Source organism: Clostridium sp. AF50-3, from assembly GCF_003477445.1.
Lineage (GTDB): Bacteria > Bacillota > Clostridia > Lachnospirales > Lachnospiraceae > Otoolea > Otoolea fessa.
The window spans coordinates 1-12,658 of record NZ_QUDH01000003.1 but is presented as its reverse complement, the minus strand read 5'-3'; the positions used below and the strand labels follow the sequence as shown (position 1 = coordinate 12,658).

The following is a 12,658-nucleotide window of genomic DNA, read 5'->3' as shown; positions in this document are numbered from 1 at the left end:
TAAAAGTGGGACCTACAGGGCTCGAACCTGTGACCCTCTGCTTGTAAGGCAGATGCTCTCCCAGCTGAGCTAAGATCCCAGATAAAATAGCGAGAGGGGGATTCGAACCCTCGACACCGCGGGTATGAACCGCGTGCTCTAGCCAACTGAGCTATCTCGCCATATTAAATTTAGAAAAGTGGGACCTACAGGGCTCGAACCTGTGACCCTCTGCTTGTAAGGCAGATGCTCTCCCAGCTGAGCTAAGATCCCGCTGACACTCGCACAAATCACGACTGCTTTGCAAGTATAATATAAATTTTCAAGATTGTCAACACTTTTGAGAAAATAATTTATAGAAATTTTCTTATCATTTAAAAGGAAGTATGGTATACTTATCTCATGCAAAATTGTAATGGCGCTGTATCCTGTGACAGGTATTCTGGCAGGGTAAAAGATAAAATATAACGCCCCGGCAGGGGAGTTTCTGTATTTTCGGAAAGCAGGGGACGTTATGGCAAAATATGAGGATGGAGTAATGTATTATTTCATTATTAATCCCGCTTCACAGAGTGACCGCGGCTATAGGATATGGAAGAAAATAGAGCAGCGGCTTGTGCGGGACGGGGTTGAGTATCAGGCATATTTGACAGAATATGCGGGGCAGGCGACAGAGTATGCAAGGAAGCTGACGTCCCACTGCAAGGAGGCACGGGTGATTGTGGTCGTGGGCGGTGACGGGACGATGAATGAGGTCGTGGACGGAATCGTTTCCTGCGACATGGTGACGCTGGGCTATATTCCGGTGGGGACAGGCAGTGATCTGGCGCGCGGGCTCCGGCTTTCGAGAAGACCGATGCGTGGACTGCGCCGGATTTTTAAGGCGCGGCGGATCCGGCAGATCGATTATGGTGTGATTGCATATGGCGATGATGTGCTCCGACATCGGCGTTTTATCGTCAGCGCGGGGATCGGGCTGGATGCGGAGGTATGCCAGCATATGCAGCGTTCGGCGATCAAAAATATCTGCAACCGGATTCATCTGCGGCGATTGTCGTACCGGATACTGGGATTTATACAGTATTTGAAGGCGAAACCGATCCGGGGATATATTTTGCTCGATGGAACGCGCCGGGTGGAATTTAATTATATTTATTTTATCAGTGCACAGATTCAACCCTGCGAGGGTGGCGGATTCTGGTTTGCGCCGAAGGCGGACAGCAGCGACGGCAACCTGGAGGTCTGCATTGTCAGCCATGCCTCGAAGCGGCAGGTGCTTGGAACTCTGCTCCGGGCGTTGTTCCGGCGCTCCCACAACCGGGGGCTTCGGTGCTTCAGCTGCCGGGAGGTCCAGATCTACACGGAACGCCCGATGGCAGTTCACGTGGACGGCGAGAGCTGTCAGTACCAGAGCAATCTGGAAGTCCGCTGTATTGAGCGAAAATTAAAAATTGTTGGATAAGTGTATATTTTTCAAAAGTATAAAATAATTTATCAAATAAAGTAACTGCGGGCAGTCCGGACAGTTACAAAATGACCAAGAAAGGAACTGGAATACGATGAGAATAGGACAGGGATATGATGTGCATAAACTTGTTCCGGATCGGGAACTGATTTTAGGCGGCGTGACGATCCCGTATGAGAAGGGGCTGTTAGGACATTCGGATGCGGATGTGCTGGTGCATGCGGTGATGGATGCGCTCTTAGGGGCGGCGGCACTGGGCGACATCGGACAGCATTTTCCGGACACGGATTCGGCATATGAGGGTGCGTCGAGCATCGAGCTTCTGAAAAAGGTAGGGAAACTTCTGCAGGAACGCGGCTATGTGATTGAAAATATCGATGCCACGATCATTGCGCAGCGCCCGAAGCTGGCGGCATACCGCCCACAGATGGCAGAAAATATTGCAGATGCGCTGGGGCTTCCGGTCAGCCGTGTGAGTGTCAAGGCGACGACTGAGGAAGGGCTTGGTTTTACAGGCAGCGGCGAGGGCATTTCCTCACAGGCGATTACCCTGTTGACGGAAGTGGAGAATTACTGTTATGATAGTGAAATGATGACGCAGGCAGCGGCTTGCGGTGGATGCGGCGGCTGTGGCGGCTGTCAGGCAGCACCGGAAGCAGATTTAAAATAGAAGAGGAGTAATGAGGTTATGAAAATTTTCAACACATTGTCCCGCAGAAAAGAGGAGTTTGTGCCGATCGAACCGGGCAAGGTTAAGATGTATGTGTGCGGACCGACTGTTTACAATTTTATTCATATTGGAAATGCAAGACCGATGATCGTATTTGATACGGTCCGCCGGTATTTTGAGTACAAAGGATACGAAGTAAACTATGTATCTAACTTTACTGATGTGGATGACAAGATCATCAGGAAAGCCATCGAGGAGGGCGTGGATGCGGAGACGATCTCCAAGCGCTATATCGCAGAGTGCAAAAAAGATATGGAGATGATGAACGTCAAACCGGCGACGAAGAATCCGCAGGCGACTCAGGAGATCGGCGGTATGATCGAGATGATCAATACGTTGATCGAAAAAGGACATGCGTATGTGGCAGCTGACGGCACGGTTTATTTCCGCACCAAATCCTTTAAAGAGTACGGAAAACTGTCCCATAAAAATCTGGACGATCTGCAGTCCGGCTTCCGTGAGATCAAGGTAACCGGAGAGGAAGGCAAGGAAGATCCGACCGATTTCGTTCTCTGGAAACCGAAAAAAGAAGGAGAGCCGTTCTGGGAGTCTCCGTGGTGCCAGGGCCGTCCAGGCTGGCATATCGAGTGCTCCGAGATGTCCAAGAAATACCTTGGCGAGTCCATCGATATCCATGCAGGCGGAGAGGATCTGATCTTCCCGCACCATGAAAATGAGATCGCGCAGAGCGAGTGCGCGAATGGCAAGACCTTTGCCAACTACTGGATGCACAACGCATTCTTAAATATTGATAACCGCAAGATGTCCAAATCTCTTGGAAACTTCTTTACTGTGCGTGAGATCAGTGAGAAATACGATTTGCAGGTTCTGCGTCTCTTCATGCTGAGCGCCCAGTACCGCAGCCCGCTCAATTTCAGCGCGGATTTGATGGAAGCTTCGAAAAACAGCTTAGAGCGCATCCGCACTGCGGCAGAGCATCAGGCAGACTGCCTGAAAGCAGCGAAAGAGGGCGAGATGACGGCAGAGGAGAAGCAGAATCAGGCAGCAGTCGAGGAGTTGGTTCAGAAGTTCGAGACGGCGATGGACGATGATTTCAACACCGCAGATGCGATTTCAGCTATTTTTGAGATTGTACGACTGAGCAACTCCACGATTTCGGAAGCATCGACGAAGGCATACGTTTCCTATGTTAAAGAGACGATGGATAAACTCTGCGATGTGCTCGGTATTATCACGGAGAAGAAGGAAGAGATTCTGGACAGCGAAGTAGAAGACTTGATCGCAAAACGCCAGCAGGCGAGAAAAGACAAGAATTTCGCACTGGCGGATGAGATCCGTGGACAGCTTCTCGATATGGGAATTATTCTGGAAGATACGAGAGAGGGCGTCAAATGGAAACGGGCTTAAATGCGTTTAAGGAAGCGCTGCATTTAAAACATGTTGAGGCGGGGGAGTATTCCCCGCTGGCGCTGGCGTATATCGGCGATGCGGTCTATGAGCTGGCGATCCGCACCCTTGTCATGAACCGCGGCAATATGCAGGTCAACAAGATGCACAAGAAGACGGCGAACCTGGTCAAGGCGGACGCACAGGCACATTTTTATCTGCTTCTGGAGGAAGAGCTGACGGATGCGGAGAAGGCGGCATACCGACGCGGACGCAATGCGAAATCTTTTACGATGCCGAAGCACGCGACGATGAAGGATTACCGGATGGCGACCGGATTTGAGGCGCTGATGGGCTATCTCTATCTGACCGAGCAGTTTGACAGGATGGCAGAACTTCTGGGAAAAGGGCTGGAACAGATGGGAGAATTAATATCGTTATAAATCATGATGAGGAAGATAGATGGAACAGGAAAATAAGCAGGAAAATAGATTTGAAGAGACGATGATCGAAGGCAGAAATGCCGTTTTAGAGGCATTCCGTTCGGGCAAGACGGTGGATAAGCTGTTTGTGCTGGATGGCTGCCAGGATGGACCGGTCAAGACGATCACGAGAGAGGCAAAAAAGCAGAATACGATCATCCACTATGTGGCGAAGGAGAGACTCGACCAGCTTTCTGAGACCGGCAAGCATCAGGGCGTGATTGCACAGGCAGCGGCATACCGCTATGCAGAGGTGGAAGATATGCTAAAGCTGGCAGAAGAGAAAGGCGAGCCGCCGTTTCTCTTTATTCTGGATGGCATTGAGGATCCGCATAATCTGGGTGCGATCATCCGTACTGCCAATCTGGCAGGCGCACATGGCGTGATCATCCCGAAACGCCGCGCAGTGGGACTGACATCGACGGTTGCGAAGACCTCGGCGGGAGCGCTGAATTATACGCCGGTGGCGAAGGTAACCAATATTTCAGCCACGATCGAGGAGCTGAAAGAGAGAGGACTCTGGTTTGTTTGCGCCGATATGGGCGGAGAGAGCATGTACCGCCTCGACTTAAAAGGACCGATCGGTCTGGTGATTGGCAATGAGGGCGAAGGTGTCAGCCGTCTGGTGCGGGAAAAATGTGATTTCATCGCATCGATCCCGATGAAGGGAGATATCGACTCCCTGAACGCATCGGTGGCAGCTGGTGTGCTGGCATATGAGATTGTGCGTCAGAGAATGATGTAGGGTAAGTGAAAGGTATCGGGCAACCGATTCCGCTACTCCCCTCCCCGTTGGAATCATATAAAAATATGAAAAGATAGGAAATGAGAATCGGATGTCTGCGAATGAAAACGGAGGCATCCGATGAAAAAAACGGGAAATTTAAAAAAATAAAAAAAATTCAAAAAAACCGTTGACAAAACGATTGTATCATGATAAACTAATCGAGCTTAGAGATGAGCCGAAAACAAAAAGATGCTGCTGTAGCACAGTCGGTAGTGCGTCGCATTGGTAGTGCGGAGGTCACGGGTCCGATTCCCGTCAGCAGCTCTGCTAGAAAAGAACGGAAGCCTTTGATTTACAAGGGTTTCCGTTTTTTTTATTCTCTACTTGCAATTCATTCCAGTTGTGCTATAATGATAACAGTTTGGACGGGGACATAGCTCAGCTGGGAGAGCGTTGCGTTCGCAACGCAAAGGTCGCGGGTTCGAATCCCGTTGTCTCCATGATAGAGAAAGCCTTGAAAACACTGGTTTTTCCTTTGTTTTCAAGGCTTTTTTGTGTTTTTAAGATTTCAAGCGGAACAAAATATTCCGTTATAGGTACAAACTTTTCGGTACAAGGATCACACGAAAGATCACACGGACTTTCAGTATCGATGAATTTGCCGCACATTTTTTAAAAAAGAACTTTCGAAAAAATTCAAAAAAATAAAAAAAACTCTTCCATTTTGAACTACCCTATGTTATAATAAACTCACTTGTGAGTCAGAAAGACAAGCAAGCGGGCATGGCGGAATTGGCAGACGCGCCAGATTTAGGTTCTGGTACGAGAGTGTGCAGGTTCAAGTCCTGTTGCCCGCACTAGAAATTACGCAGAAGTGGCGGAATTGGCAGACGCGCACGGTTCAGGTCCGTGTGATGGCAACATCATGAGGGTTCAAGTCCCTTCTTCTGCATGATTAGCTGCAGAACCTGAGTGCAGCGTGGAACTCCCAGAGATGATTTCTCCGGGAGTTTTTCTTTTTCTATACAAGGAATCAAAAAGGGGCAGACGCGCAAGCGAAAGCCCCTTTTGTAATTCGAATTTGTAATATAAATCAAAAAATTAGAATTTCTGAAATTCTTCTACATTTATTACAAATACGGTTGCTCCGCCGACTTTCATGTTCATCGGAACGGTCATATTAACGGTCGGGCAGCAGTTTCCGGCCATGGTCGGCGGCGTGTATACAAGCTGCTCGCGGGCACCGGACATTTTTTTGATGATGGAGATGGCGTCCTCGACGCGTTCATCTTCGACACCGAGCATCAGGGTTGTACTTTTCTTTTTCAGAAAGCCGCCCATCGTGGAAAGCTTGGTGACAAAGAAGGAGTGCTGGTTTAATTCATATACTAAATCATCGGCGTCCTCACTGCCAATGATTGCGATAATCATTTTCATAAGCGGTACCTCCTGAAAAATTTTCTATTATTGTACCATTAATTTATGAAAATGGAAATAAAAAAATGAGAAATTTATGTTAAAATATAAATGATTATGATTGCTTGCAGGTGAGAATTTTTTGGACTGAAAATTCCATCTGCCGCAGGAATGGCGGCAGATTTGCGGGATGAGAGAAAGGCAGAAGTATGATTCGAAATATAGTATTTGATATGGGAATGGTTTTACTGGAGTATGATCCGGTCAAGGTGTGCTGGGAGTACACAGATAATCCGGAGGATGTGGAGTGGATGCACCGCGAATTGTTTGATTCGAAGGAGTGGTCGCTTTTAGACGAGGGAACGCTGACGGATGCACAGGCGCTGGAGCGGGTGCAGAAACGCCTGCCAAATGAACATCTGCGCTGGCTGGCGAAGGAAAGTCTGGAACACTGGCATGAGTACAACATCTGGCAAAGCCGGGGATGGGAGAGCTGGTGAAGGAACTGAAAGAAAAGGGCTGCGGCATCTACCTCTGCTCGAATTGTTCCGTGCGCCTGCGTGTGTTCGAGTATGAGATTCCGGGCATTGAATATTTTGATGGCACGCTTGTCTCAGCGGAGGAGAAGCTGGCGAAGCCGAATCCGGCGATCTATGAGAGATTGTTTGAAAAATTTCATCTCAAAGCGGAAGAATGCTTTTTCATCGATGACCGTCAGGATAACATCGATAGCGCGAAGGGCTGCGGCATGGATGGTTACTGTTTTGCGGACGGGAATGTGGAGAGGCTGCGGGCGTACATGGAGGAGATGGAAATATTATAGAAAAGCAGTGCAAGGTGGCCGATAAAAAGATTATTTTCCTAAAAAACACCGGGAGAGTCATAAGCTGATGAAAAGAAAGTGAAAAGGTTTTGGAATCAGGCACTTATGGTCTAAAAAAAATACAAAATCAGCAAGAAATTTGATTGATAATAATATCACAATATGAGATAATGAAGAAGAATGGGGAAAGATGCATTTTTAGTAAATTCCCCTGGAAGATGCATGTGAACAGGCAGTTTTTTGACCGGGAATCTCCGGTGAAAGGCTGCGTCTGTTTTATAACGGATAGTGAGGAGGTCATTATATGAGAGTATCGATTTGTATCGGAAGTGCCTGTCATCTGAAAGGATCCCGTGAGGTAATCCAGAAGCTGCAGAAGCTGGTTTCAGAGAATCATCTGGACAGTGAGGTAGATTTAAATGGAGATTTCTGCAGCGGCAACTGCCGTAAAGGTGTCTGTGTGACGATAGACGGAGAACTGTATTCCGTAAAACCGGAGACAACCGAAGAATTTTTCCAGAAGGAGATTCTGGGACGCCTGAACGCGTAATCGTTTACATATAACGGCAAAAAGAGAGGGAGAGTCTATGCCGATTATTGATTTTAAGGCGACGATGTGTAAGCATTGTTATAAATGTGTGCGGGGCTGCGAAGTGAAATCAATCATGATCCGGGATGGTCATGCATATATCATGCCAAATCGCTGTATTCTCTGTGGGCAGTGCCTTTTGAACTGCCCGCAGTCGGCAAAACGTGTTCCGAGCGAACTTTCCAAGGTCAAAAAGCTGATTGAGAGCGGCGCACCGGTCATTGCATCGCTGTCGTCTTCCTATATGGGGGTTCTGCCGTATAAAAAGCGGGGGCAGGTCAAGTCAGCATTAAAAAAGCTGGGATTTACGAATGTTTGTGATGCGGCGGAGGGCGCCGCGCTGGCGACGGAAGAGTATGTCCGTTTATTAGAGCAGGGCGAGATGAAAAATATCATCACAACTGCCTGTCCGAGTATCGTGAACCTGATTGAGATTCATTATCCGGAACTCATCAAATATCTGGCACCGGTGCTGATTCCGTCGGGGATCCATACGCGCATGCTGCACGCGGAGTTCGGCGAGACGGCGAAGGTAGTTGTGATCGGACCGTGTATCGCGGAAAAAGAGAAAAACAGGGTTGTGAAGCCGGATGCAGTCCTCACATTTGAGGATTTAAAACAGTGGCTGTCAGAGGAACAGATCGAGATCGAAGCATGTGAGGAAGAACCGTTCGAGGATCGTGAACCGGGCGCGAACCTGCGTTATCCGGTCAGCGGCGGACTGCTCACGGCGGTGACGGCGACCCAGAAGAAACCGGACAAGTACCGCAAGTTCTACGTCAGCGGCGTGAAGGACTGTCTGGATGTCTGTGAGGCGATGAAAACCGGCGAGGTGGCTGGCTGTTTCATCGAGATGAACGCCTGTCATGGAGGCTGTGTCAATGGACCGTCCACGGCGACCTCGGTGTCGAGTTTTAAAGTTAAGCTGGATCTGGAAGCGATGCTTCCGAAGGAACCGGCAGATTTGTCCCTGATGCATGAGGCGGCGCGTCAGGTAGAGATTCACCGGACGTTTGCGGACCGTTCCCAGAAGGAGCGGATTCCGACCGAGGAAGAGATCCGGGAGATCTTGAAAAAGACGGGCAAGACGACACCAGAGCAGGAATTAAACTGTGGTGCGTGCGGTTATCCGACCTGCCGGGAGAAAGCGATCGCCGTTTTCCAGAAAAAGGCGGAGGTCGATATGTGTATTCCGTACCTGCATGACCGGGCGCAGTCGCTGTCTCATCTGGTGATGGATACGTCCCCGAACCTGATCATGATCATCGACGATGATATGCGGATCCGGGAGTGTTCGGTGGCGGCAGAAATGTATTTCGGCGTCAAACCGGAGGCGATCAAGGGAAAACCGCTGGAGGACTTTATCAACGCCGAGGATGTACGCGAGGTATTCCGGACGCACACAAGCGTCCACAGCCGGAAGGTGATCTATCCGGATCGGAATCTTGTGACGCTTCAAAACATTGCGTATATCGATGACGGCAATTTTGTCATTGCCACGATCATTGATGTGACGCGCGAGGAAAAACAGGCAAAACAGGAATATGCCAAGAAAAAGGCGACCATTGATCTGGCACAGAATGTCATTTACAAACAGATGATGGTTGCACAGAATATTGCCGGACTCCTGGGTGAGACGACGGCGGAGACGAAGACAACCCTGATGAAGCTTTGTTCCCTGATTGACGATGAGAGCGAAAGTGAGGTCCGATAAATGGGAGTAACCGTAGATGTCACGTTTAAAAGTCTGAATAAGTATTCAGAGATCCTGTGCGGCGATACGGTAGAGTGCCTGAAAACGGAAGATTCGGACGTTATCATTCTGGCGGATGGCATGGGAAGCGGCGTCAAGGCGAATATTCTTTCGACGCTGACGGCAAAGATTCTGGGTACGATGTTTTTAAATGGAGCCACGCTGGAGGAATGTGTGGAGACGATTGTGCAGACGCTTCCGATCTGTCAGACGAGACAGGTGGCGTATGCGACGTTCTCGATTCTCCAGATTTTCAACAACGGCGAGGTATATTTAGTTGAATATGATAACCCGCGATGCATTTTTTTGCGCTGTGGTCATGTGGTGGAGCTGCAGAAATACAAGCGTCTCGTCAAGGACAAGGAGATCAGCGAGTGCCGGTTCCAGGTTCAGAAGGGTGATGCGCTGGTACTTGTCAGCGACGGCGTGACGCACGCGGGAGTCGGAAAGAGCGGCAAATATAAATTTGGCTGGCCGTGGGAGTCGGTGGCAGAGTTTGTTTCGGAACAATGCCTGACCTCTCTTTCGTCGGCACGTATGGCGGCGGCACTCTGTGCGGAATGCAGCCAGATTTACGAGGGAAAACCGGGCGATGATACGACGGTTGTGGTAGCTCGGATCATTGACCGGAAACCGGTCAACCTGATGACGGGACCGCCGCTCGACCGCAACGACGATGAGACGATCACGGCGGATTTTATGAAAGATGAGTCGGCAAAGCACATTGTATCGGGCGGAACCAGCGCGACGATCCTGTCGCGGGAGCTGGGACGACCGCTGCGGGTATCAATGGATTACAGCGACCCGGATATTCCGCCGATCGCTTTTATGGAAGGCATCGATCTGGTGACGGAGGGAGTCCTGACGCTGCGGAAAGCGATCGAACTTCTGAAACGCTATCTGATCGAATGCGATTTAAGTTCTGAGTTTTTCAGCGAGTTGGACAAGAAAAATGGTGCGTCCATGATCGCGAAGATTTTGATAGAAGACTGCACGGAATTACATATGTTTGTGGGAACGGCGGCGAACAGCGCCTACCAGAATCCAGGGCTGGCGTTTGATCTGGGAATCCGCCAGAACCTGGTCAAACAGCTAAAAGAAGCAGTCGAAGGTATGGGAAAGAAAGTTACGGTAACGTATTATTAATAAGGAGGATAAAACATGGTAACGAATGACGCGACAATTCTGCGCATCAAACATGAGATACTTTATGAGGTAGCAAAGCTTGCTTGGAATGATCAGTTAGAGGACGGAAGAGACGATATTCCGTACAAAATCAGCCCTGGTCCGCAGGCACAGTACCGCTGCTGTGTATACAAGGAGAGAGAGATTGTCCGCCAGAGAATCCGTCTGGCAGAAGGTAAATGTCCGTCTGACCGCAATACAAACAACGTCGTACAGGTTATCAATGCAGCCTGTGAGGAGTGCCCGATTGCGTCCTACACAGTCACCGATAACTGCCGTAAATGTATGGGTAAAGCCTGCCAGAACTCCTGTCCGTTTGGAGCGATCAGCATGGGAAATACCAAGGCGCACATCGACCCGGATAAATGCCGCGAGTGCGGAAAGTGTTCCCAGGCATGCCCATACAATGCGATTGCCCATCTGGAGCGCCCGTGTAAGAAGGTCTGCCCAGTGGATGCGATTACCTACGATGAGTATGGTGTATGTGTGATCGATGAGAAAAAATGTATCCAGTGTGGCGCCTGCATCCATTCCTGCCCGTTCGGTGCGATCGGTTCCAAGACCTTCATGGTCGATGTGATCCGCCTGATCAACGCAGGCAAAAAGGTCGTAGCGATGCTGGCACCGGCGACCGAAGGCCAGTTTGGACCGGACATCACGTTTGCAAGTTGGAAAACAGCTTTAAAGAAGATTGGATTTGCAGATATGATCGAGGTTGGTCTGGGCGGCGATATGACCGCGGCAGCCGAGGCAGAAGAGTGGGCGGAAGCTTACAAAGAGGGCAAGAAGATGACGACCTCCTGCTGTCCGGCATTTGTCAACATGATCAAACAGCATTTCCCACAGCTGCTTGACAATATGTCCACGACGGTTTCCCCGATGTGTGCGGTCTCCCGTATGCTGAAGGCGCAGGATCCGGAGGTTGTCACTGTCTTTATCGGACCGTGTATCGCGAAGAAGAGCGAGACGCTGGATCTGAATATCCAGGGCAATGCGGACTATGCGATGACTTACGGAGAGATCCGTGCGATGATGCGGGCGAAAGACGTAAATCTGGAGCCGGAAGAGAACAGTATGCAGGAAGCCAGTGTATTTGGAAAACGCTTCGGCAACGGCGGCGGCGTAACAGCGGCGGTATTAGAATGTCTGAAAGAGTCTGGTGAGAATACCGATATCAAGGTAGCGCGCTGCAACGGTGCGGCTGAGTGTAAGAAAGCCCTTCTTCTTCTGAAAGTGGGACGTCTGCCGGAGGACTTCATCGAGGGTATGGCGTGCGTCGGCGGCTGTGTCGGCGGACCGAGCAAGCACAAAGCCGAGATGGAGGCGAAGAAGTCGAGAGACAAACTCATCGCCGAGGCAGATGCAAGAGAAGTACATGAGAACCTGAAGGCGTATGATATGTCGTCGTTCTCGATGCATCGGCATTGATGTGGGATACTCTTGGGAGAATGTGGCTGAGATAAAATAAATAGGAATTTATCTCAGTCTAGAAGACTCCCACCTCTTCAGGTGGTGAGTAATGGCAAATTTGTCTCAGTGGGAGTCCAATCTCCGAATGAGATAAACGCTCCGCGAGGATGCGCAGTGATTCTGATAGGAATATGTCAGCTTTGCTGACCAGAATCACGCGCCAAGTCTCACGGATGTTCGACTTGAAATATGAGTTAGTGGGAAAGTGCCTGCTCTGGAAAATGAAATTTGGAATATGAATTTTATTTTCTGGGGCGGGCATTTTTCGTTGTGAAAATTCCAAAAGAGTTCTTGCATTTAGAGAATAGATGTGTTAGACTCAATATATCTTATCGAAATGAACTGCGGTCGCAGGTGGTTTCGTTCTAATTTATCTTTTTATTCTGGTAATTTGTGAGGTGCGTTTCGCACAGAATTCGATGATTTAGGAAAATTTGGGAGAATCGGATAACTGTATCGTTATAAAAAATGTGCAATATATTATATGATATATGCAATGCAAAATGAAAGCTTTTTATATACAGAAAGAACCGCTGTCTGACTCAGAGTGAGAGTGTGTTTTGAATCAAATTAGAACTTATATAGTTACTGTTCACAGGTAGGCACTTTTGGAACCGAAAGTGCCGTAAGAAAACGTGGTGGCAGCAGGAATTTGCCGTATTTAAATGCGAAGCCACGGCAAATTCCGTTAC

At 49.2% G+C, this 12,658-nt stretch carries 12 protein-coding genes and 7 tRNA genes; 15 read left to right on the top strand and 4 right to left on the bottom strand.

The features are described 5' to 3' along the window. Window positions 1-6: 6 nt before the first annotated feature. The 3 genes from DW085_RS04390 to DW085_RS04380 all read right to left on the bottom strand — a co-directional run bounded on the left by DW085_RS04390 (window position 7) and on the right by DW085_RS04380 (window position 252). Window positions 7-79: transfer RNA gene (locus DW085_RS04390), tRNA-Val, on the bottom strand. A gap of 8 nt (window positions 80-87) precedes the next feature. After that, window positions 88-161: transfer RNA gene (locus tag DW085_RS04385), tRNA-Met, on the bottom strand. 18 nt (window positions 162-179) lie between these two features. Further along, window positions 180-252: transfer RNA gene (locus DW085_RS04380), tRNA-Val, on the bottom strand. Between the two features lie 241 nt (window positions 253-493). Between DW085_RS04380 and DW085_RS04375 the strand changes: the two genes are divergently transcribed. The 9 genes from DW085_RS04375 (at window position 494) to DW085_RS04335 (ending at window position 5,682) form a co-directional block, all read left to right on the top strand. Next, complete coding sequence (locus DW085_RS04375; RefSeq protein ID WP_243033928.1) at window positions 494-1,441, top strand: YegS/Rv2252/BmrU family lipid kinase; 948 nt, start codon at window positions 494-496, stop codon at window positions 1,439-1,441. 97 nt (window positions 1,442-1,538) lie between these two features. Further along, window positions 1,539-2,114, top strand: coding sequence for a 2-C-methyl-D-erythritol 2,4-cyclodiphosphate synthase (ispF, locus tag DW085_RS04370; protein WP_118491575.1), 576 nt, complete (start codon window positions 1,539-1,541; stop codon window positions 2,112-2,114). Window positions 2,115-2,132: 18 nt separating this feature from the next. Next, on the top strand, window positions 2,133-3,542 hold the full coding sequence (gene cysS / locus DW085_RS04365; protein WP_107000478.1) for a cysteine--tRNA ligase: 1,410 nt from the start codon (window positions 2,133-2,135) through the stop codon (window positions 3,540-3,542). After that, the gene (locus DW085_RS04360; protein WP_107000477.1) at window positions 3,527-3,964 is read left to right on the top strand and encodes a ribonuclease III domain-containing protein; all 438 of its coding nucleotides are present in this window, start codon (window positions 3,527-3,529) and stop codon (window positions 3,962-3,964) included. Before cysS ends, DW085_RS04360 begins: the two co-directional genes overlap by 16 nt. Window positions 3,965-3,983: 19 nt before the next feature. After that, window positions 3,984-4,748 (top strand): 23S rRNA (guanosine(2251)-2'-O)-methyltransferase RlmB, encoded by a 765-nt coding sequence (gene rlmB / locus DW085_RS04355; RefSeq protein ID WP_022358985.1) that lies wholly within the window; start codon window positions 3,984-3,986, stop codon window positions 4,746-4,748. Between the two features lie 233 nt (window positions 4,749-4,981). After that, window positions 4,982-5,054 (top strand) — tRNA-Thr (locus DW085_RS04350). A 103-nt stretch (window positions 5,055-5,157) separates the two neighbouring features. Continuing rightward, window positions 5,158-5,230: transfer RNA gene (locus DW085_RS04345), tRNA-Ala, on the top strand. Between the two features lie 277 nt (window positions 5,231-5,507). Beyond that, a tRNA-Leu gene (locus DW085_RS04340) sits at window positions 5,508-5,587 on the top strand. Window positions 5,588-5,598: 11 nt separating this feature from the next. Continuing rightward, window positions 5,599-5,682, top strand: a tRNA-Leu gene (locus DW085_RS04335). Window positions 5,683-5,831: 149 nt separating this feature from the next. On the opposite strand, the gene DW085_RS04330 is transcribed toward DW085_RS04335, so the two are convergent. Next, window positions 5,832-6,167 (bottom strand): cyclic-di-AMP receptor, encoded by a 336-nt coding sequence (locus DW085_RS04330; protein WP_022358984.1) that lies wholly within the window; start codon window positions 6,165-6,167, stop codon window positions 5,832-5,834. Between the two features lie 188 nt (window positions 6,168-6,355). Between DW085_RS04330 and DW085_RS20400 the strand changes: the two genes are divergently transcribed. From DW085_RS20400 to DW085_RS04305, 6 genes are all read left to right on the top strand, one after another. Continuing rightward, window positions 6,356-6,646, top strand: a complete 291-nt coding sequence (locus tag DW085_RS20400; protein WP_347474970.1) for a hypothetical protein — start codon at window positions 6,356-6,358, stop codon at window positions 6,644-6,646. Then, window positions 6,643-6,969, top strand: a complete 327-nt coding sequence (locus DW085_RS20395; protein WP_347474969.1) for an HAD-IA family hydrolase — start codon at window positions 6,643-6,645, stop codon at window positions 6,967-6,969. The genes DW085_RS20400 and DW085_RS20395 overlap by 4 nt, the downstream gene beginning before the upstream one ends. Before the next feature lie 304 nt (window positions 6,970-7,273). Then, a complete protein-coding gene (locus tag DW085_RS04320) occupies window positions 7,274-7,519 on the top strand; it encodes an NAD(P)H-dependent oxidoreductase subunit E (RefSeq protein WP_107000475.1) in 246 nt (81 codons plus the stop codon). 37 nt (window positions 7,520-7,556) lie between these two features. Then, complete coding sequence (locus DW085_RS04315; RefSeq protein WP_107000474.1) at window positions 7,557-9,272, top strand: [Fe-Fe] hydrogenase large subunit C-terminal domain-containing protein; 1,716 nt, start codon at window positions 7,557-7,559, stop codon at window positions 9,270-9,272. After that, complete coding sequence (locus DW085_RS04310) at window positions 9,273-10,457, top strand: SpoIIE family protein phosphatase (RefSeq protein ID WP_107000473.1); 1,185 nt, start codon at window positions 9,273-9,275, stop codon at window positions 10,455-10,457. It begins immediately after the preceding gene. A 15-nt stretch (window positions 10,458-10,472) separates the two neighbouring features. Continuing rightward, entirely contained in the window at window positions 10,473-11,924 is a 1,452-nt protein-coding gene (locus DW085_RS04305) for a 4Fe-4S dicluster domain-containing protein (protein ID WP_118491573.1), read from the top strand. Window positions 11,925-12,658: the final 734 nt, after the last annotated feature.

What these genes read in the sequence shown, in the direction of transcription:
- DW085_RS04310 (WP_107000473.1), top strand. Translation starts at nt 9,273, where the DNA reads ATGGGAGTAACCGTAGATGTCACGTTTAAAAGTCTGAATAAGTATTCA.
- DW085_RS04360 (WP_107000477.1), top strand. Translation starts at nt 3,527, where the DNA reads ATGGAAACGGGCTTAAATGCGTTTAAGGAAGCGCTGCATTTAAAACAT.
- DW085_RS04330 (WP_022358984.1), bottom strand. Translation starts at nt 6,167, where the DNA reads ATGAAAATGATTATCGCAATCATTGGCAGTGAGGACGCCGATGATTTA.
- DW085_RS04315 (WP_107000474.1), top strand. Translation starts at nt 7,557, where the DNA reads ATGCCGATTATTGATTTTAAGGCGACGATGTGTAAGCATTGTTATAAA.
- DW085_RS04320 (WP_107000475.1), top strand. Translation starts at nt 7,274, where the DNA reads ATGAGAGTATCGATTTGTATCGGAAGTGCCTGTCATCTGAAAGGATCC.
- rlmB (WP_022358985.1), top strand. Translation starts at nt 3,984, where the DNA reads ATGGAACAGGAAAATAAGCAGGAAAATAGATTTGAAGAGACGATGATC.
- ispF (WP_118491575.1), top strand. Translation starts at nt 1,539, where the DNA reads ATGAGAATAGGACAGGGATATGATGTGCATAAACTTGTTCCGGATCGG.
- DW085_RS04375 (WP_243033928.1), top strand. Translation starts at nt 494, where the DNA reads ATGGCAAAATATGAGGATGGAGTAATGTATTATTTCATTATTAATCCC.
- DW085_RS20400 (WP_347474970.1), top strand. Translation starts at nt 6,356, where the DNA reads ATGATTCGAAATATAGTATTTGATATGGGAATGGTTTTACTGGAGTAT.
- cysS (WP_107000478.1), top strand. Translation starts at nt 2,133, where the DNA reads ATGAAAATTTTCAACACATTGTCCCGCAGAAAAGAGGAGTTTGTGCCG.
- DW085_RS04305 (WP_118491573.1), top strand. Translation starts at nt 10,473, where the DNA reads ATGGTAACGAATGACGCGACAATTCTGCGCATCAAACATGAGATACTT.